Source organism: Paenibacillus cisolokensis, from assembly GCF_018403665.1.
Classification (GTDB): Bacteria; Bacillota; Bacilli; order Paenibacillales; family Paenibacillaceae; genus Paenibacillus_AH; species Paenibacillus_AH cisolokensis.
Window position 1 is genome coordinate 1 of sequence record NZ_BOVJ01000159.1, and the last position, 18,111, is coordinate 18,111.

An 18,111-nucleotide genomic window follows, 5' to 3' on the forward strand; every position below is an offset into this window, starting at 1 on the left:
CATGCAAATCGCTATGATAAGACAATTGCTGGCATTATCTTTGATTACCGAAAACGAATTTCATTTGATAAAGAACAAAACGATGCGGGATTACGACATCATTTCGGACCTTACTTCTTGATTTGCACATTTGTCGGTCCGCCCATCTCTTATTAAACTGATGGCAAGTAAATAAGAATGGAGGACAACGCCATGGCTCTCGAAGTAGAAGTAATTAAAGCAAGTAGGAAAATATCCGATCGCAACGCCGGAAAGTTATCAGATGTTCTTCGCGTCGCCCCTTATGCCCGCGTAAGTACCGACACTGAGGAGCAATTGAACAGCTACAAGTCGCAAGTCGCCTATTATACCGATCTCGTTAGCAAACGCAGCGACTGGGTGCTGGTTGATATTTATGCGGATGAAGCCATTACCGGGACACAAGTTGTTGCCGCTCACGTAAAATCGGTTTTAAAGAAATGACGGCGTGAATCTCACCGACAATGACGGAAGAAGGGGAACGCCAACCTGCCAAATCGATGAGAAATGTAACGCCGCTCAAAACGAAAGGCACACGCTGCTCGTTGTGAATAGAAGCGGCATGTGCCAATCGATGTGAGTTGTGGGGACAACGTAAAATCAACTCGTAACGCCGCGCTGCCGGTCCATATCGGCAAGCACACGAACGACGTCGGCTTCTTCAATGACCTCCAGATTTCGGGCGGCGGCGTCGAGCAGAATCTGCGTGCAGATCTGGTTCACCACGCGCGGAAGCCCCTGGCTGGCGGCAAAGATTCGGCTGAGCGCGCTTTCGGCAAACACGGGCTTCTCCCTCCGGCTTACGGTCATGTGGTGCCGAATATAGGCGCTCGTTTCCTCCTTGCTCATGCCGCTCAAGTGGTACTGCATGCCAATGCGCTGGACGGTGGCTTCGTACTTCTTCAGCCGGAGCAGCTTGCGAAGCTCCGGCTGGCCGACGAGAATCAAGGGAAAGAGCGAAGCGGAATCGATGTTGTAATTGAGCGCGAAGCGTAATTCAAGCAGCATCGCTTCGCTCATCTCGTGCGCCTCGTCGATGACGACGACCATGGTACGCTCACCAGGTGCGGACCGGCTGCGGACGACTTCCTGCCAGAGTTTACGCGCCCTGGAGACGGTGTAGACCGGTTCTACGCCGACCGCCTTCAGCAGGCCTCCATAGAATTCACGCGGCTTCAGAGAGGCATAGCACAGGTAGATCGGCAGATAGGCCATGGGATCAAGGGAGGCGAACAGCCGCCGGATTAAGGTCGACGTGCCGCCACCCACTTCACCGGTGAGGACGCCCAGCGTCCGATGCTGAATCATCAGATCCAGACGGGCGGACGCTTCGCGGTGTCCACGGGATTCATAGCAAAGTGCGGGATCCAGTTCCTTGCTGAACGGTTTAGGGGCCGGGCTCTGTAGCAGGGTGGCATTCATTTCGCATCATCGCCTTTCGCTTTGGCATAAGAGATTTCTTCGTTTGTCCACGGGGCTTGCCGTTTCTGCTCGGCCAGGTCCAGGAAGGCCACTTGCCCGTCCGGCTCCACCGTAAGCGCCGTCGGTTCAGGCGTCACCCGACGATCATACGGACGGGATAGATCAACAACCGTTGCATCGGCGTATCGAGCGCCGTCGTACCAGACTTGAATCGTTGTGAGATCGAACGGGTCATAGCGCAACTATACACGTTTTTTGCATAGTTCCAGGTCCACTTCATATGTGTTGCCGTCCAGACGGATACAGCCGGTTTTGTCGACGGTGCGTGTCTCTTCCCAGAGAAAGATTTCGGTCAGTTCCGCCAGCGTCTTGCGTCGCATCGGCCGGGCCCTTGCGGCAAGCCGGTCGCGAGGGGACTGTTTGGTGGAACCGTGCTCCCGGGTATGGTAGTAGCCGTCGAGCCATGCGGCTAGCGCGGCGTTCAGTTCGGCGAGTGTCGTGAGCCGTCCCTGTTCGATCTGTGCGTAGGCTTCCGGTTTAAAGCTAGTATCGACGAAACGGAACCAGCGTTCGATCTTGCCGCGCCCCTGAGGCCGCCTCATCTGATGTTCTGGGGCCGGTACGTCAGGCCCAGTTACATATGGCAGCTTAATTCAAACCATTTTCACGTTTCTCACACAGAACTTGACATAAACAAACGACAATTGAAGCACGGAACAGCCGTAGGATCTATTTCCATAAGGGCAACGACCCAGTAAAGGAGCAAGAAACGGCGTCCACACCTCGAGAGGCAGAACGAAGGAATGTAAGGGCTAAGACCCAGCGTGACATGGGAGGGTAAGCCGCCCGAGGGAATGGAGTGGATATCCAGAGTGCGGTCATACGACCTCATCCATAGATTGGGAACAGCGTCCCAACCTCTATTCCCGCTTCCGGCTCCTCCAGAAAATTATGTCATAGCTACATGACTTCTCCATCTTTCGGGATGGTCGATGGTTGAAAATCTAAGAACCAGTGAGAAAACGCGAGAAAACATTAACCTCAATTTCGAAAGTACGACACTTTGAAAATATGAAAAAGTACTCCAAATCTTTGGTAGAATGGTGTTTGTCCAGAACAACATCCCTCAAAGAGAGGAGCACCTTTTAGGTGAAGTCTACCACAGCCATCGGTAAAATCAAGACCGAATTTTCCCTTCGAAACGCGACCGGCTTCGGAGGCGTCAAAATCTTTCTGGCCTTTCTTGAAAAATCAAGTTTGCCGACGCCATGCGCAGCCTCTCATGCGGCAAAGCGCGCAACTCGCTCTTTCCTGTTCACCTTATCCTGCTCTATCTCATCATGGGTTGGATGCTCGGCTGTGAACGGATTTTCCATTTTCGTCGTTTGCAAGGTGACGTGCTACTGAGGCGCTTCCTCGGCGGCCGCTGTCCGCATCACAGCTTGCTGTACAAGGAATTGATCAGGCTCGGTCGTTCTTGCCCCGATCTGGTTAACGAGCTGCGGATGCTGAACCAGGAGATTATCCGACCCTGCTTGCCGTCTGACCTGATTCTCGATCTGGATTCCACGGTGGAGACGGTGTACGGCGATCAGTCCGGCGCGGCCAAGGGCACCAATCCGCACAAGCCCGGACGCAAAAGCTATCATCCACTGCTCGCTTTTGAAGGTCAGACCCGACTTCACTTGAACACCGTGCTTCGACCGGGCAATACGCATTCTTCTACCGACGCCGCCGACTTCTTGAAACAAACGTTTAGCCTGATCGGAGAACGCAAGGTGAAATACGACCGGTTCGACAAAGGCTTCGGCGGCGAAGATTTCTACAGCTTATGGGAGCAGAAAAACATCGGCTATGTCGGCAAGCTGAAATGGACCCAGCGACTGGCAAAGGAAGTCCAAGCCTGCCGTTACTGGACGCGCTATGTCGACGAAGACTGGATTATCGAAGGCATTTCCTTGATCTACAAAGCAACCTCCTGGAACAAGGCGCGCCGAGTGGCAATCATCCGTAAGGCGCAAGTGTTCGACGATGGCCAAGGCCGGATCGTGTTCGATATCGACTGGCAATATGAGGCGATCGTGACCAATCTGGAATGGGAGCCGATCGATTTGTGGCGCTTCTACAACCAGCGCCGCTGCATGGAGAATTATATCAAGGAAGCCAAGAACGGCTTCTCCATCGACCGCGTCGCAACAGGCGATTTTAAAGCCAATGAACTGGACTTGCTGATCAAGTTGCTCGCCTACAATCTGTTCGAGCGCTTCAAACGCGACTGCTGCGAACCGGTGCATCAGGGTTACACGATTGCCCGATTTCGCTTAGAATTCTTTCATTGCGCGGCGACGCTCATCTGGCATGGCCGCTATGTCGTACTGAAGCTCATGAAAGACTTCGCCAGCCGTTATGTCTGGAAACGAATCGAGCCCGAGTAGCGCAGTTAGAATGATGATTTACCATAATTTTACATGGAAATAAGGGCGGCCTCTTCAGTGGGGAGGGGGAAAGACCATCCGCTACAAGCATCCGTCTCCATGAGGCATGGAAAATTCCTACATTTTTACATCCTAGGTCGTCTTTGCTTCAGCATCTTGCATTGATCTTAAACGCTTTCGAAATTCAGGATTAAATAATAGTGGGAGGAAGCATATCGATCTACCACATCCTGATTCAGAAGCTCCCAGAAAAATCGGACAATGCAGGTTTTGCCGCATGCGGTCCGACATCCTGCCAAGACGACTATTTAAACTGGTTCGGTTGGCTGACCATCCCGATGCTTGCGTTGACGGCCTTTTTGCTTATTGCAATCGCCTTGCTGCAAGCTTGGCGTGTGGAGAAGCAACGGACAAGCCTTTAAAAGGGGGAAAGATTAGCCTGACTGTCATCCTGTTCCCGGCAGCCTGTAAAGTTGTGCTGCTTTTCACAAAGCTGTCGATGGCTTGTCACAGAACGATCACGTAGACCCCTCTTTGGAGTCATTCCCCGGAGACGTTGGTTTTCTATAATAAAGTCGTCTCCGGAGAGGACTGTCAAGAGAAAGGGAGTGATGGGGTGGAAGTCGTCGATTTGGCTCGTCTTCAATTTGCGCTCACCACGATTTTTCATTTTGTCTACGTGCCGATTTCCATCGGATTGTCGCTGATCGTGGCGATCATGGAGACGCTGTACGTGGTGAAAAAGACGGGAAATTCAAGCGGATGGCTCAGTTTTGGGGCACCTTTTTGCTGATTAATTTTGCGGTCGGCATTGTCACGGGCATTTTGCAGGAATTTCAGTTTGGCATGAACTGGTCCGATTTCTCGCGATTTGTCGGCGACGTGTTCGGAGCACCTCTTGCGATTGAAGCATTGTTGGCTTTTTTTCTGGAATCGACTTTTATCGGGCTGTGGGTGTTCGGATGGGAACGGCTTTCCAAAGGGCTCCATCTGGCTTGCATGTGGCTGGTTTCTATCGGTACGATGCTATCCGCGCTGTGGATTTTGGCGGCGAACTCATTTATGCAGCGTCCGGTAGGCTATGCGATACAAAACGGACGCGCGGAAATGACGGACATTGTGGTGCTCTTGACGAACGGGCAATTGTTGTGGGAGTTCCCGCATACGGTGTTTGCCGCGTATGCTACCGGCGCTTTTCTGGTGATGGGCATCAGCGCCTGGAAACTGCTGCGCAAAGAAGAAATTCCATTTTTCAATCGTCGCTGCGTATCGGTCTAATTGTGGGCTGCATTTCTTCTCTCGCGATCGCGCAGTTCGGGCATGGGCAGGCGCAGTATTTGGTGGAGACGCAGCCGATGAAGATGGCTGCCAGCGAAGGACTGTGGGAAACAAGTGCCGATCCCGCTCCGTGGACGGTCATAGCGGCTATTGATACGGAATCGCAGGAAAACAGACTGGAATGGAAAGTGCCTTATTTGCTCAGCTTTTTGTCCTATAACAAGTTCAGCGGCTCCGTTCCCGGCATGAAAGAACTACAGACAGAGTATGAAGCGACTTACGGACCGGGAAACTATATCCCGCCAGTGAAGACGACGTTCTGGAGTTTTCGGATTATGATCGCTGCCGGCTGCGGGATGATCCTTCTAAGTCTCTACGGTATATACCGGATGGTGCGCCGCAAGCTGCAGCATCTCTCGCGGATGTACTTGTCGCTGCTGGCGGCCGCGATTTCGTTACCGTTTATCGGCAATACCGCGGGATGGATCATGACGGAAATCGGCCGCCAGCCTTGGACGGTGTTTGGACTGCTTCGCACGGAACAGTCGGTATCGCCCAGCGTAAGCGCGGGCCAGGTCGGATTTTCGCTTATCGCTTTTACAAGCATCTATTTGGTTTTGCTAGGCTTGACCATTTGGCTCTTCTATCGCACGGCGCGCAAAGGGCCTGCCACAGAGCAGCAATCTGACGATGCGAAAGCCTTCGATCCTTATCGTCCGGAAGGGGGAGAAGCGCCATGTCGCTGAATGAATGGTGGTTTGTGCTGGTCGCCGTATTGTTTACCGGTTTTTTCTTTTTGGAAGGTTTTGATTTTGGCGTCGGCATGGCGGCGAAGTGGCTGACCAGGGATGAGGGCGAGCGCCGCGTGATCATCAATACGATCGGGCCGTTCTGGGATGCCAACGAGGTGTGGCTGATCACGGCGGCGGGCGCGATGTTTGCGGCCTTTCCTCATTGGTACGCGACAATGTTCAGCGGCTTTTACACGCTGCTGACGTTGATTTTGCTGGCCCTGATCTTTCGCGGTGTGGCGTTTGAATTCAGAGGCAAAGTCGAGGGCAGGATGTGGAGACGCATCTGGGATGCCGCGATCTGGACGGGAAGCGTCTTTCCGCCGTTCTTGCTCGGCATGGTGTTCGCCGCGCTGTTCAAAGGGGTTCCCATAGCGGGCAACATGGAAATGAGTGCGAATGTTACGGATCTGGTGAACGGTTATACCGTGCTCGCGGGTCTGTCGCTTGTAGGATTATGTTGGCTGCATGGGCTGACGTTTCTCACCTTGCGGACAACGGGAAGTTTACGTGACCGGGCTCGCGCGAAAGCGTTGCGCTGGCTGCCTTGGCAATCGGCGCTTCTGGTCGGTCTTGCGATCTGGACGATCGTGGCCACCGATCTGGCGGAGCGCCGCGGCGTATGGCTGATTGCTGCTTTGTGCATCGGCGTCCTGGCCGTACTGTTGGCTGCTTTCTTCCTGCGCCGCGGCCGTGAAGGCTGGGGATTCGCCATGACCGGCTTGCTCTTTATCGTCTTGTTCGCCACTTTATTTGCCGGCTTGTTCCCGCGCCTGATGGTCAGCTCCATCGGTGACGCCTTTGCTTTGACGATCTACAATGCCGCCTCCGGCGATTACACGTTGCGCGCGATGACGATTGTGGCCGCTGTTTTGCTTCCCTTCGTGCTTGCCTATCAGGCGTGGAGCTACTTTGTGTTCCACAAGCGGATTACGGATCGCGATCATCTGGAGTACTGATGGACAAGGCGTGGTTTTCCCTTGGCGGAATCAAGCAGCTTGTGCTAAAGCTGACGGCGGTTTCCCTGCTGCAGGCGGGGGCCGTCGTAGCGCAGGCCATGTTTCTGGCTCAAACAATCGACTTGCTGTTTGAGGGGCGTCCCCTTTATGATCTGCTACCTCCCCTGGCGCTGTTTGTCGGGGTATATGTAGCTCGCCAGACCTTGGTCTGGATACAACAGCGCGTGGCGGGTTCATTCGCAGAGCGCAGGAGCGAGGAGGAACGGGGACGGCTAGTTTCTCACGTATTTGAACGCGGCCCGCGGTTCGTGGCCAGGGAAAACAGCGGGCGACTGGTCACACTCGCGATGGAAGGTGCGGATCGGCTTCGCACGTATCTGGAAATGTCGATCCCGCGCGCTATTGATACGCCGATCCTTACGCTGGCGATATTGCTTCGGACGTATTGGCTGGATGTAATATCCGGCCTAATATTAACGGTTGCTATGCCGGTCATCATCGTCTTTTTTATTGTGCTCGGTCTTGCCGCACGCAAGCAGGCCGATCGGCAATGGGGAACGTTTCGCCAGCTTGCCGGTCATTTTGCCGATTCGTTGCGCGGCTTAGAAACGCTGCTGGCATTGGGCAGAAGCCGTACGCACGGCCAGTCGGTCGTCCGGACGGCGGAGCAATATCGAAAGGCGGTGATGCGGACCCTAAGGGTTGCCTTCTTGTCCTCGCTTTCGCTCGACGTGTTCAGCATGCTGGCGATCGCGTCTGTCGCGGTGGGGCTCGGGCTTCGTTTGATGGAAGGCAACATCGAGTTTGGCTCGGCGCTTGCGGTATTGTTGCTGGCACCGGAGTTTTTCGCGCCGATCAAGCAACTTGGCGCCGATTACCACGCTTCGCTGGATGGTAAGGAAGCGTGGGCTTCGCTGAAAGCTGTTTACAGCGATCGGTCAAGCCCTCTCGTCCCCGAGCCGGAAGATCGATATACGCAAGCGGCGTGCCGAACGGATAGCGTGTTGACGCTTGATCATGTAGGCGTCGCCAATCGAGAAGGAAGGACGTTACTGCAAGATATATCCCTCCAGCTTCTTCCGGACAATCGTTGGATCGGCATCGCGGGCGCGAGCGGGGCGGGAAAAACGACACTTCTTGGGCTCATTGGCGGTCTGATCGAAGCGAGTTCAGGCGAAATCAGGCTGGACGAAACGCCGATGCATGGAGACAAGTGGAAACAGTGGCGTAGCCAGGTCGCCTATATTCCGCAGCATCCCCACCTTTTCAGTCTGTCGCTGGCCGACAATATTCGCTTTTATGAACCTGGAGCTGCCGACGAGGTAGTGGAGCGGGCGATTGAGGCGGTAGGATTGAGCGAATTGGTCCAGGAACTGCCAGACGGCATGAAGGAACCTATCGGGGAGGGCGGCCGTGCGCTGAGCGGAGGGCAAGCTCAGCGCGTCGCGCTGGCCAGAGCGCTCGTCAGCGGCCGCCCGATTGTTCTGTTGGACGAGCCGACGGCGCATCTGGATGTGGAAACCGAATGGGAACTGAAGCAAACGCTGCTCGAAGTACTGGCTGACAAGCGGGTCATACTGGCGACGCACCGTCTGCACTGGATGAGGGAGATGCAGGAGGTATGGGTCATGGACCGGGGGCGTATTGTCGAGCGCGGCACGCATGAGGAATTGTGCCTTCGCGGCGGGGTGTATGCGCGTATGCTGGAGAACAACAACGGGGGGAGGCATTCTTCATGAGGGAGCAAGCGGAGAAACGGACAGGCTGGCTGCTTATCGGGGGCAGAGGCTATTGGAGAGATTTGCTGCTCACTGTCCTGCTCGGCTCATTGACCGCTGGCTGCGCCGCAGCGCTGATGTTTACGTCGGGTGAACTGATTTCCCGCTCCGCCTTGCGTCCGGAAAATGTCTTAATGGTGTATGTGCCGATTGTGCTGGTACGCACCTTCGGGCTCGGCAAGGCTGCGTTGCAGTATGCGGAACGGCTGGCGGGGCATCATGTCGCGCTTCGCGCGTTAGCCGCCATGCGGGCAAAGCTTTATTTCCTGCTGGAACGCCAGGCTGTAAATTTGCGCAGCCGATACCGGCTGGGCGACCTGCTGGGGCTGCTGGCCGACGATATCGAGCAGTTGCAAAATTTGTATCTTCGGGTAGCTTTTCCGGCGCTTTCCGGCTTGGCTGTTTATGGAGGCGCCGTTGCGCTTCTGGCCGAATCCGGCGGGTTGACGGCGGTATGGCTGATGGCTTATGGCGGGTTTTGGTTGTTTGCGGTACCGCTTGTTGCCTTACGGCGCGTTCATACGGCCAAACGGGCGTATCAACCGCAGCGTTCCCTGCTCTATCGAGAACTGGCTGACGCCTGGTATGGCCTGACCGATTGGGTACTAAGCGGCCGATCGTCGGAGGCTGTCGCATCGTTTCGAAAGCGGCAGGCCGTTGCCGGAACGAGAGAACAGGCGCTTCGACGGATGGAATGGCGAAGGCAATGGCTGTCCCGTTGCGCTGCGTCAGGTGCGGTCGTATTGACCGTGCTTTGGGTTTCCGGGCAACTGGAAGCCGGGCGGATGGAGAACATTTGGGCCGCGGCCTGCGTGTTGGCTGTTTTTCCAATGATGGAGACCGTGACCCGAGTGAATGATGCCCTTGTCCGTCTGCCGGACTACCTCGCCTCTCTGCAACGGCTCGGGAAGGTAGAGGCTGACGCGCAGGCCATGCGAGAAGTTGGGGCAATTGAGCAAGAAGATCCATTGCCTGCATCCGGACCGGTCGATATTCAGATGGAGCATATTGGTTTCCGTTATCATTCAACATCCGATTGGGCCCTGAAGGATGTATCGCTCTCTCTGCCGCAGGGAAAGAAAGTTGCCGTGCTTGGACGCAGCGGAGCGGGGAAGTCCACGCTCTTGCAAGTGCTGAGCGGTCAGCGTATCCCCGAGGAAGGCCATGTAACCGTATATCACCGGCAAAACCGGAAGGACATGTGCGCTGCTTTTCTGTCCTGAATCAGAAGCCCCATTTATTCCACACATCTATTGCGAACAACATTCGTCTGGGGCGAAGCGACGCTTCCGAAGATGAAATCCGGCATGCGATCCGGCGTGTTGGGCTGGAAGGGCTGGTCTCCTCGCTTCCCGCAGGCATCGATACGCCAATGGAGGAAGCAGGCAGCCGGTTTTCCGGAGGGGAGCGACAGCGCATTGCGTTGGCTCGCATCCTGCTTCAACCCAGTCCGGTCGTCCTGCTCGATGAGCCGACAACCGGTCTGGACCGCGAGACGGAGCTGGATTTGATTCAAACTCTGTTTCAGGTTTTGGAGGATCGCACCGTAGTCTGGTTTACCCATCGATTAACCGGCATGGAGGCGATGGATGAAATTTTGTTTCTGGAGCGCGGGACGGTTGCGATGCGCGGAACGCACGAAGAACTGATGAATCGCTATGAACGATATCGCAGGCTGTATCAGCTGGATCATGGATAACAAGCGGGAAAGGAGTACAAACGTGCACGTTTCGATCAGGCGTCTGGCTGCGGTCATGCTCCTGGCGGCAACCTGCCTGTATGTTCTGTCTGCATCGGGATGGGAGGCGGTCGCCTCCGGACATGAGCATCTGCACGGGGAGACAAGCGGCGAATGGGCGAATCTGTTTGGCTAACTGAAGAGTTTGGCGGAAACAAGCGCAGTCATGGTGCTCATAGGCGTCTTCGTGTTCCGTAACGCGCTTTTGCCCGCCGCAGGCGGGTGGGGGGGCGTGGCCGGCGATCGAACGGATCGAACGGATCGCGGCCGTTGCGACAATGTATGCCCTGATGCTTGCTGGCTCCAACAACACACTTACTCTTGTGCAAGTGGCGGTCGCCATCGTGTGGCTGCTTGCCGTTTGGGAGGCGATTCCAAATCCCCAAATTTCAACTATCGATAAAAGCCTATGCGTGTTGGTCATGATTCCACTCTTACATATAGAAGGTATCGGAGCGATCTTGTCGATCCCGGGGTTGATGACTGTATTGGCCGCCAGTATCCATACAGCATCAGGCGCTATCTGGGTTGGCGGCGGCATTTCGATCTATGCGACGTTGTCTCGAAAGCCCGAACTACGGTTCTGAGCTCATCGCCCGCTCCTGGCGGAAGTGTACTGAAGGAGCCGATTTATTGGCATGTGATGGGAGAGGAAGCGCATATGTCGCTGCGGATTCGCGAGCAGAGCGGCGGAGGGCAATATGCCCGCTTGGATATCTGGTTGCCGAGCGGAATGGGCAAACCTATTTCGGCTGAGGTGACTCTTCGTCGCGATGAACAGACGGTGGAGGTGCCGATCCTCTACAAGGAGGGTGGTCCGGATCCATACGGTTTCGAAGGGTTCGATAAATATACCTACGAAGCCGATGGAATCTTTATCGACGATAGCGGTTCATGGACGATGAAGGTGGTCGTCACCGTCGAGGGGCGGAAGCAGCACGCCTACGAAAAAGTCGAAGCGATTCCTTAGTTGCGAAAGCAGCAGCCGATTCTAGGAATCCCGCTGCTGCTCATCGAGCAAGGTTTTGATATCGGCCAGAATCTTTTCATTCTCCATTTCCTCGCCCATCTTGTAGATATTGCGAACGCGCTGCTTGCCATCGATCAGCAATAACGAAGTGACGGAATGAGCAAACAAGCCGTCGTCGAGACGGATAATGGAAAGATTGTATTTGGAGGCGAGATCCTTCACTTCCCCTTGTTCTCCCCGAAGCAATGTCCAACCGCTTTGATCGATCCCCATTCGTTCGGCGTACTGTTGCAATACCTCAGGGGTGTCGTTAACCGGATCGAAGGTGATCGAGACAAACTCGACGTCTTTCCCAAACAAGCCTTGTTTTTGAAGCTCGGACTGGAGGACGACCATATTGGCGGTTGTGGCGGGACAAATATCCGGACAACGGGTGAAAATGAAGGAGGTGATTCGCACCTTTCCATCAAATCTCGCTTCAGTGACGGGTTCTCCGTTCAAATCGGATAAAGAAAACGCAGGCGAGTCCATCTTTACCGGAAGCGAATTTGGGCGGAAATAGGAATCATACAACCAATAAGCGATGATCACGATGAATAGTATCAACAGTGGGATCAGAAACGGGCTTTTTGAAGATGATTTTCGAACATCGGTCATATGTTTTTCCTCCCGCTTATTTTTGGTAGATAACGGTCTTCATTTTACCTGAAATGACAGACGCTTACTATAACTCCTTAGGGCCACTTTGACGACAAGTTGACACAAAAATGTCGATGTTATTTGCCATAATAGCTCTAATGAGTTATAGGATAGGACAATTGCTATTGTTACAATGTAGGGTGTTGGATGAGCGATATTGGGGTGGTGAACGAATGAAACAAAAATGGGCAGCGCTTGTTGCCGTATTTGCGATTGTAGGCATGTTGATGGCGTGTTCAAGCGAAGAACCTGTTGATCTGGAAGCCGTGGAAGCGACGCTTACGACGAAACCGGAGTCGGCCTCTTCCGGCAGCCCGGTAGAGTTGCAAGCTGCGTTCACGGGGATGAAGGTATCGGAAAAGGCAAGCGTCACCTTTGATATCCGGGTTGGAGACAAACCGAAGCTGGTTGATGCCACTTACAAGGGAGATGGCGTATTTAGCGGATCCTTCACCTTTCCCGAAAAGGAAGTTACACCGTTTATATTCACTTGTATGTGGAAGATATCCACCTGACCAAAAAGAAGACGGTTGAGGTGCAATGATGGCCTTTTGCAGCAGGTGGTGCTTCTGTGTGTTGATCGTTTTAGCTGTATGCCTGCCTTCCGGGCAGGCTCGTGCGGAAGAGGAAGCTCTTGACCTGCAAACGGTATTGGACCAAGCCAAGCCGGGAGAAACCATTGATTTGCAGCCCGGAACGTACGAAGGGCCAATCACGATCAACAAGCCGCTCACATTACGGCCGGAGCGGGAAGGCGAAGTCATATTGCGAAACGGCAGCTTGCAGCCAGCTATATCGATCAGTGCCGACCAGACGACTGTTGCCGGGCTGCACATCATCGACGAGGCGGTTAAGGAGGCGCCGACCGTGCTCGTCACGGGAGATCGGGTCGTCCTGGAAGGCTTGCAAATCCGGACCGGCGCTGACGGGATTGTAGTGCGGGATGCGGACGAAGGCGTCGTGACGCGCACGACGATTGATTGGGCGGCAGAGGGCGTGCGAATGGCCGACAAAGGCAACGGCATCGACTTATTCAATGCGCATCGTTGGCGGATGCTAGACAACACGATTCGCGATGTACATGATGGCATTTATATGGAAAGCAGCGATAATGCGAGCGTTTCCGGCAATGTGATCGAACGTTCCCGATACGGCGTCCACTGCATGTACACGAAAGGAACGATGATTGAGCGCAATGTCGGGATGTTAAATGTGACCGGGGCGATGGTGATGACCGCGCGGCAGGTGTCGGTCACCGGAAATACGTTTGCCAAGCAAAGCGAAAACGTCAATTCACAAGGAATCCTGCTATACGATGCTCACGAGACCATCGTGGCGGATAATACGGTTGACGGCAACAGGGTGGGTTTGTACGTGGAGCAATCGACCGGAAATCGCTTGGAAAACAATCGGATCAGCTACAATTTTATCGGCATTCAACTGCTGGAGTCGCACGAAAACACAATTACGGCCAACCAGTTTTTCGGCAATGTAGCGGACGCGCAGGCGCGCGGCAGTGAAAGCAATGCGCTGTCAGGTAATTATTGGGACAGCTTCCGGGGCATTGACGCGGACGGTGACGGAAAAAGCGATATTTCGTATGCGATCAATCCGTTTTTTCAGGGAATGACACAGAAGCGGCCGGCGTTCCAATTGTTTTTTCAGTCGCCGGGCATGGTCTTCCTGGAGGGACTCTACCAGACGGAAAGAGATCGTTGGTCCACAGATTCGGCACCGCTTATGGCTCCGCCCGACGGCGGTTTGCAAATAGGCGCTATGGATGGCGGATCCGAAACCGGTGTAGCTGGATTCGTTTTGTTAGGATGTTCAAGCCTTTTATTTTATCGGATGAGGAGACGAGGAACATGAGGAAAAAGTTCGGTATGTTGGCGGTATTGATTGGTGTAATTGTATTGCTCGCAGCCTGTGGCGGAGAAAAATATGAGCCGCAGGCCATAAACGAGGAGACGGATGTGTGCGTCATCTGCAAGATGGCGATCAAAGACGATCAGTTTGCCACCCAAATTGTGACCAAAGACGGACAGTCGCTCAAATTCGACGATATCGGCTGCTTGAATACGTGGAAGACGGAGAATGGTACGGATACGATCGGCGCCGCATTCGTCCGCGACTACAACAGCAAGCAGTGGATTCGTTATGAAAAGGCCTATTATGCGTATGATTCTTCCTATAAAACGCCAATGGCGTATGGGATCGTGTCGTTTGAAAAAGAAGCGGATGCGAAAGCCTATATTGATGAACAAGGAAAGGGCAAGCTGATGACGGCGGATGAACTGGCCAATCACTCTTGGGAAGTCAACCGCGACATGATGGAGGGAATGGGGGACCATGGCCATTCCCACTCGGAAGGCGGTCATGGGGAAGGCATGTCCGAGCATACGCCTGATCAAGAAGAAGGGCATTCCTCCGGAAATGAACAACAAAAGACCGGAGGTCACGGTTCGTGAGTGAAATCGGTTATGTCGCCGCTAGAGAAATGAAAATCGGATTTCGCAATCCATGGGCCTATTCGTTTACGGCCCTTTTTGCACTCTTCATGTTAAGCTTGCTGCTTATTAACGCGCAAGGTTATGTCAAAGGCTATTCTGGCAGCAGCAGCACGATGTTGAATTTGGCGTTGTACCTGCTTCCCTTGATGGCATTGATGCTGGGTTCCTTTTCCCTGACAGGCGAAAAGGAAGAAGGGAACTGGGAGCTGCTGTCGACTTATCCGTTAGGAACTTGGGCGTTTCTGACTGGTAAATATATCGGACTGTCCGCAGTGCTGCTGGCTATTGTCGCCTTTGGCTTCGGATTGTCCGGCGCTGCAGGTTGGTTGCTTGGCGGCGGTTTTGATGTTTCGACGTACAGGCAGCTGTTGGTCTTTTCCGTCAGTTTGTCTTTATTTTTTCTCGGCGCGGCGATGCTGGTCGGTACGATTGCCCGAAATCGTTGGCAGGCGCTCACGATTGCGGTAGGGGTCTGGTTTTTTGCCGTCATTGCATGGCCGTCTATCCTCATTGCGGCGCTCGGCATGATGCCTTACCCGTGGATCAAGCCGGCGGTTACCGCGCTGACCTTTCTCAATCCGGCCGAATTGACCCGTCTGTTTACCGTGGTCAAGCTGGGAGGCGGCTCGACGCTTGGGCCGGAGTATTACAACTGGATGGTCTGGATCCGTTCTCCTTGGGGGACGGCTGTATTTCTGGGCGTCATGATGGTCTGGATCGGACTTGCCCTGGCCGTTGCTTATAGCCTATGGGAAAGGGGGAGAGGACGTGACTGAAGGTCTGGTTCGGTTCGATGCGGTTCACAAGGCGTTCAAGGGAAAAACCGTCATTGGCGAGGTGCATTTGCACGTTGACCGCGGCGAGGTGGTGGCTTTGTGCGGCGGCAACGGTGCAGGCAAAAGTACGCTCTTGCGCATGCTGGCAGGCATTTTGCGCCCGACAAGCGGGACCATCACGGTGGACGGCCTGAGCTGGCAGGATGACAGACGGCAGTACGCCCGGCATATCGGGTATATGCCGGACGATTACCGCTTTAGCCCCGGACTTACGGCGCTGGAGACGATGCTGTTCTGGGCCAGGCTTCGCGGACTTGGCAAGCAACGCGCCATGGAAGTGCTGTCGCTGGCCGGTCTTTCGGACACCGGCGGCAAGCCGGTCGCTTCCTTCTCGAAAGGCATGCGGCAGCGCGTGTTGTTTGCGCAAGCGCTGCTCGCGGAGCCTCCGCTCATCGTCATGGATGAGCCGACCAACGGCCTTGATCCTTATTGGATGGAGACTTTCGTGAAGCTCGTCCGTCAGGCTGCCGCCAGCGGTCAAACGATTCTCTTTTCGACGCATCAATTGCAAATCGCCGAAGCGTTGGCGGATCGCATTGTATTTTTGCGGGACGGAAACGTGGTGCTGGACGGGAAGAAGTCGGAAATTCGCCAAACATACGGAGCGGCGGGCTTGCAAGAAGCGTTTGGCGAGCTATTCGGGATACCGGGAGGGTTCGCCGAGTAACGAGTAAGGCAGTCTGCTCTGGCTTTCAACCGAGCAGGCTGCCTGAAATAAGTTAATGATGATGCCCTCCGCTGCTTCCACCATCAGCGGGCGCGCCTGCTGTTTGTTGCTGCTCAAGCGCGGCGAGGCGCAGTACGGCTTCTTCGCCAATGGCGAACCGTTTGGCCGGCATCGCTTCGAGCGAGCCGGAAGAAACGCGGCAGCGCACCACATATACGCCTTCGCTGTTCAAGCGGTATTCGGCGGTATACAGACCGCTGCCGCCGAACTCGCCGGGGATTTCAACACGCTGCTCAGGATGCCCCTCCGGCCAAAACTCAAAGGCTACGTCATCGGCTTGGACAGGCTTTCCGTCCTGACTGATGGCTATGCGAAATTGTCCCGAAGAACCGAGCGACAGTTCCGACGGAAGCCGCATATCCACGGTTAGATGGGGAAGAAGGCCGTGTTCGTCCGTGGAGCTGGTATTGGCAGCACATGCGCTTAGGAAAAAGGCAGCCATCATCGTGAGGACGATGGCCGTTCCCCGCAAGGGAAGACGGAATGAAGTCATGAAAGTTCTCTCCTTGTTATGCCGAAAACCAATGTTTCAACGGGCGGATTCGGCGAATGATGAGTAAATCGAGCAGCAGAACAACGATAAGCGACAACCCGACCAACGGCATGAGAGCTCCCAGCACGAGCATAATGAGCAAGACGCCAATCGTAATCCGTTTGTCCTTCGGTCTTCCCGGCGCCCCCAGCTTGCCTTGCGGTTTACGCTTGCGCCACATGAAATAGGAGCTGACGGCCAACACCATGACTCCGATAGCGGTGATCAGGCCGAGCAGTTGATTAGCCAGGCCGAAGAGTCGTCCTTCATGTAGCGCGATGCCTATGGTAATCCCCTTGGCCATCAGTCCGTAATCGTCAAATCGGACATCGGTAAGCACGGCGCCGCTGTATTGATCGATATGGAGCGTGGCATCGTTTCCCGGTTTTGTATGAGAGGTCGAAATCGTATAGACGCCTGTTTCGCCTCGCGGCATGGAAATGGTGTAAGGGAGCTTCACTTGCCGTTTGTCGGCAATGGCAACCACATCCTGCACGGTCAGCCGGATGTACCCGCCGACCGCCGATTCGGGTACGGGAAGATTTTCGGCGGCCCACGGCACATCGTCGGCTACGTCCTTGGCTACCGTAACCGAATCGGGTTTGGCCAGAAAGCTGAGCGCATACGGCGGATAATTGGTATGGGTAGCATTGGCCAACCGGTCGATTTGGCCGCCCAGCACACCAGACCAAGGCAAGCCCGTCGAAATAAGAATGAGGATGAAAATGGACAGCCAGAAGGCAGGAACAGCATGGAGGTCGCGCCAAAATTGACGGCTGCCCGGCTTGCTGAGCCGCGGCAGAATCGTGCCCCATATCGCCGACTTGCTGCGCGGCCACCACAGATACAGTCCGGTGATCACGAGAATGACAGCCCAGCAGGCGGCAAGCTCAACAAGTCGGTTGGCCCATGTGCCGCCAATGACAAGCTCGCTGTGCATCTTTTTGAAGAAAGCGGAAAACGTTTTGTCGCTATTCAGCATACCAGTGATATTGCCCGTATAGGGATCGGCATACATCGTGGTAGGAGTTCCGCTACGGATAGTTTCCATCTTGATCGTTGATTTCGGATCATCGGGAAAAGTAATGGAAGAAATGCTTGTTCCGGGATAAGCGCGCAACGTTTTGGCGACAATCTCATCTGCAGACATCGCTGTTGTCCCAGTCTCGCGCACGCTCAGCATGTCCTTGTACAAGTACCCTTCAATTTGCGGTTTGAATAAATACATGGATCCGCTAAATGCGAGGATAATCAGGAACGGGGCAAAAATAACACCTGCGTAGAAGTGCCACCGCCATACGGCTTGATACAATGATGGGAGCAGTTTGGTTGTTGGCTTGCGGGGAAGTGTTGATGCTTCCGGTGTTTGTGAAACGTTTGCGTTCATAGGGGCCTCCTTTTTTAATTTTATTCGTTCT

Annotated in this window: 18 protein-coding genes and 3 pseudogenes; 16 read left to right on the plus strand and 5 right to left on the minus strand. The window is 54.4% G+C overall.

The genetic code is table 11. The annotated features are described in order from the left end of the window. Positions 1 to 192 precede the first annotated feature (192 nt). Positions 193 to 462, plus strand: a complete 270-nt coding sequence (locus tag PACILC2_RS20310; RefSeq protein ID WP_244863682.1) for a hypothetical protein — start codon at positions 193 to 195, stop codon at positions 460 to 462. 156 nt (positions 463 to 618) lie between these two features. Here PACILC2_RS20310 and PACILC2_RS20315 read toward each other — a convergent pair whose 3' ends face one another. Both PACILC2_RS20315 and PACILC2_RS29785 read right to left on the minus strand, forming a co-directional pair. Continuing rightward, positions 619 to 1,440 carry an ExeA family protein gene (locus PACILC2_RS20315; protein ID WP_213530473.1) on the minus strand — a complete coding sequence of 274 codons (822 nt, stop codon included), beginning with the start codon at positions 1,438 to 1,440 and terminating at the stop codon, positions 619 to 621. Continuing rightward, a pseudogene (locus PACILC2_RS29785) lies at positions 1,437 to 2,042 on the minus strand (Mu transposase C-terminal domain-containing protein); the annotation flags it as partial. The pseudogene PACILC2_RS29785 and the gene PACILC2_RS20315, both read right to left, overlap by 4 nt. A gap of 547 nt (positions 2,043 to 2,589) precedes the next feature. On the opposite strand from PACILC2_RS29785, the pseudogene PACILC2_RS20325 reads away from it, so the two are divergent. The 10 genes and pseudogenes from PACILC2_RS20325 to PACILC2_RS20365 all read left to right on the plus strand — a co-directional run bounded on the left by PACILC2_RS20325 (position 2,590) and on the right by PACILC2_RS20365 (position 11,389). After that, positions 2,590 to 3,889: pseudogene (locus PACILC2_RS20325) on the plus strand (IS1380 family transposase). A 186-nt stretch (positions 3,890 to 4,075) separates the two neighbouring features. Next, entirely contained in the window at positions 4,076 to 4,297 is a 222-nt protein-coding gene (locus PACILC2_RS20330) for a disulfide oxidoreductase (RefSeq protein WP_244863685.1), read from the plus strand. Positions 4,298 to 4,554: 257 nt separating this feature from the next. Further along, a pseudogene (locus PACILC2_RS20335) lies at positions 4,555 to 5,899 on the plus strand (cytochrome ubiquinol oxidase subunit I). Further along, positions 5,890 to 6,903 (plus strand): cytochrome d ubiquinol oxidase subunit II, encoded by a 1,014-nt coding sequence (gene cydB / locus PACILC2_RS20340; protein WP_213530475.1) that lies wholly within the window; start codon positions 5,890 to 5,892, stop codon positions 6,901 to 6,903. The pseudogene PACILC2_RS20335 and the gene cydB overlap by 10 nt, the downstream one beginning before the upstream one ends. Further along, complete coding sequence (gene cydD, locus PACILC2_RS20345; RefSeq protein ID WP_213530484.1) at positions 6,903 to 8,642, plus strand: thiol reductant ABC exporter subunit CydD; 1,740 nt, start codon at positions 6,903 to 6,905, stop codon at positions 8,640 to 8,642. Before cydB ends, cydD begins: the two co-directional genes overlap by 1 nt. Then, positions 8,639 to 9,904 carry an ATP-binding cassette domain-containing protein gene (locus PACILC2_RS28090; RefSeq protein ID WP_280515354.1) on the plus strand — a complete coding sequence of 422 codons (1,266 nt, stop codon included), beginning with the start codon at positions 8,639 to 8,641 and terminating at the stop codon, positions 9,902 to 9,904. Before cydD ends, PACILC2_RS28090 begins: the two co-directional genes overlap by 4 nt. Further along, positions 9,883 to 10,380: an ATP-binding cassette domain-containing protein gene (locus PACILC2_RS27355; RefSeq protein WP_280515355.1), complete on the plus strand. Its 498-nt coding sequence runs from the start codon at positions 9,883 to 9,885 to the stop codon at positions 10,378 to 10,380. Before PACILC2_RS28090 ends, PACILC2_RS27355 begins: the two co-directional genes overlap by 22 nt. 22 nt (positions 10,381 to 10,402) lie before the next feature. Beyond that, complete coding sequence (locus PACILC2_RS20355; RefSeq protein WP_213530486.1) at positions 10,403 to 10,555, plus strand: hypothetical protein; 153 nt, start codon at positions 10,403 to 10,405, stop codon at positions 10,553 to 10,555. Between the two features lie 142 nt (positions 10,556 to 10,697). Continuing rightward, a complete protein-coding gene (locus tag PACILC2_RS20360; RefSeq protein WP_213530488.1) occupies positions 10,698 to 11,006 on the plus strand; it encodes a hypothetical protein in 309 nt (102 codons plus the stop codon). Positions 11,007 to 11,080: 74 nt separating this feature from the next. Further along, complete coding sequence (locus PACILC2_RS20365; protein ID WP_213530490.1) at positions 11,081 to 11,389, plus strand: hypothetical protein; 309 nt, start codon at positions 11,081 to 11,083, stop codon at positions 11,387 to 11,389. A gap of 21 nt (positions 11,390 to 11,410) precedes the next feature. On the opposite strand, the gene PACILC2_RS20370 is transcribed toward PACILC2_RS20365, so the two are convergent. Next, entirely contained in the window at positions 11,411 to 12,046 is a 636-nt protein-coding gene (locus tag PACILC2_RS20370) for an SCO family protein (RefSeq protein ID WP_213530492.1), read from the minus strand. A 215-nt stretch (positions 12,047 to 12,261) separates the two neighbouring features. On the opposite strand from PACILC2_RS20370, the gene PACILC2_RS20375 reads away from it, so the two are divergent. The 5 genes from PACILC2_RS20375 to PACILC2_RS20395 are packed head-to-tail and all read left to right on the plus strand — an operon-like array spanning position 12,262 to position 16,101. Next, on the plus strand, positions 12,262 to 12,603 hold the full coding sequence (locus PACILC2_RS20375; RefSeq protein WP_244863686.1) for a hypothetical protein: 342 nt from the start codon (positions 12,262 to 12,264) through the stop codon (positions 12,601 to 12,603). A 58-nt stretch (positions 12,604 to 12,661) separates the two neighbouring features. Further along, entirely contained in the window at positions 12,662 to 13,957 is a 1,296-nt protein-coding gene (locus PACILC2_RS20380; protein ID WP_244863687.1) for a right-handed parallel beta-helix repeat-containing protein, read from the plus strand. Next, positions 13,954 to 14,556, plus strand: a complete 603-nt coding sequence (locus PACILC2_RS20385) for a nitrous oxide reductase accessory protein NosL (protein ID WP_213530496.1) — start codon at positions 13,954 to 13,956, stop codon at positions 14,554 to 14,556. The genes PACILC2_RS20380 and PACILC2_RS20385 overlap by 4 nt, the downstream gene beginning before the upstream one ends. Then, positions 14,553 to 15,374: an ABC transporter permease gene (locus PACILC2_RS20390; protein ID WP_213530498.1), complete on the plus strand. Its 822-nt coding sequence runs from the start codon at positions 14,553 to 14,555 to the stop codon at positions 15,372 to 15,374. The genes PACILC2_RS20385 and PACILC2_RS20390 overlap by 4 nt, the downstream gene beginning before the upstream one ends. Beyond that, positions 15,367 to 16,101 carry an ABC transporter ATP-binding protein gene (locus tag PACILC2_RS20395; RefSeq protein ID WP_213530500.1) on the plus strand — a complete coding sequence of 245 codons (735 nt, stop codon included), beginning with the start codon at positions 15,367 to 15,369 and terminating at the stop codon, positions 16,099 to 16,101. The genes PACILC2_RS20390 and PACILC2_RS20395 overlap by 8 nt, the downstream gene beginning before the upstream one ends. Positions 16,102 to 16,153: 52 nt before the next feature. Here the strand turns inward: PACILC2_RS20395 and PACILC2_RS20400 are convergent, their stop codons facing one another. Further along, positions 16,154 to 16,654, minus strand: coding sequence for a FixH family protein (locus tag PACILC2_RS20400; protein WP_213530502.1), 501 nt, complete (start codon positions 16,652 to 16,654; stop codon positions 16,154 to 16,156). Between the two features lie 16 nt (positions 16,655 to 16,670). Further along, a complete protein-coding gene (locus tag PACILC2_RS20405) occupies positions 16,671 to 18,080 on the minus strand; it encodes a PepSY-associated TM helix domain-containing protein (RefSeq protein WP_213530504.1) in 1,410 nt (469 codons plus the stop codon). Between the last annotated feature and the right edge of the window lie 31 nt (positions 18,081 to 18,111).

Bases quoted from the DNA above. Each gene is read 5' to 3' on its own strand.
- PACILC2_RS20405 (WP_213530504.1), bottom strand. From the start codon at position 18,080: ATGAACGCAAACGTTTCACAAACACCGGAAGCATCAACACTTCCCCGC.
- PACILC2_RS20360 (WP_213530488.1), top strand. From the start codon at position 10,698: ATGTATGCCCTGATGCTTGCTGGCTCCAACAACACACTTACTCTTGTG.
- PACILC2_RS20400 (WP_213530502.1), bottom strand. From the start codon at position 16,654: ATGACTTCATTCCGTCTTCCCTTGCGGGGAACGGCCATCGTCCTCACG.
- PACILC2_RS20315 (WP_213530473.1), bottom strand. From the start codon at position 1,440: ATGAATGCCACCCTGCTACAGAGCCCGGCCCCTAAACCGTTCAGCAAG.
- PACILC2_RS20365 (WP_213530490.1), top strand. From the start codon at position 11,081: ATGTCGCTGCGGATTCGCGAGCAGAGCGGCGGAGGGCAATATGCCCGC.
- cydB (WP_213530475.1), top strand. From the start codon at position 5,890: ATGTCGCTGAATGAATGGTGGTTTGTGCTGGTCGCCGTATTGTTTACC.
- PACILC2_RS20370 (WP_213530492.1), bottom strand. From the start codon at position 12,046: ATGACCGATGTTCGAAAATCATCTTCAAAAAGCCCGTTTCTGATCCCA.
- PACILC2_RS20310 (WP_244863682.1), top strand. From the start codon at position 193: ATGGCTCTCGAAGTAGAAGTAATTAAAGCAAGTAGGAAAATATCCGAT.
- PACILC2_RS28090 (WP_280515354.1), top strand. From the start codon at position 8,639: ATGAGGGAGCAAGCGGAGAAACGGACAGGCTGGCTGCTTATCGGGGGC.
- cydD (WP_213530484.1), top strand. From the start codon at position 6,903: ATGGACAAGGCGTGGTTTTCCCTTGGCGGAATCAAGCAGCTTGTGCTA.
- PACILC2_RS20375 (WP_244863686.1), top strand. From the start codon at position 12,262: ATGAAACAAAAATGGGCAGCGCTTGTTGCCGTATTTGCGATTGTAGGC.
- PACILC2_RS20385 (WP_213530496.1), top strand. From the start codon at position 13,954: ATGAGGAAAAAGTTCGGTATGTTGGCGGTATTGATTGGTGTAATTGTA.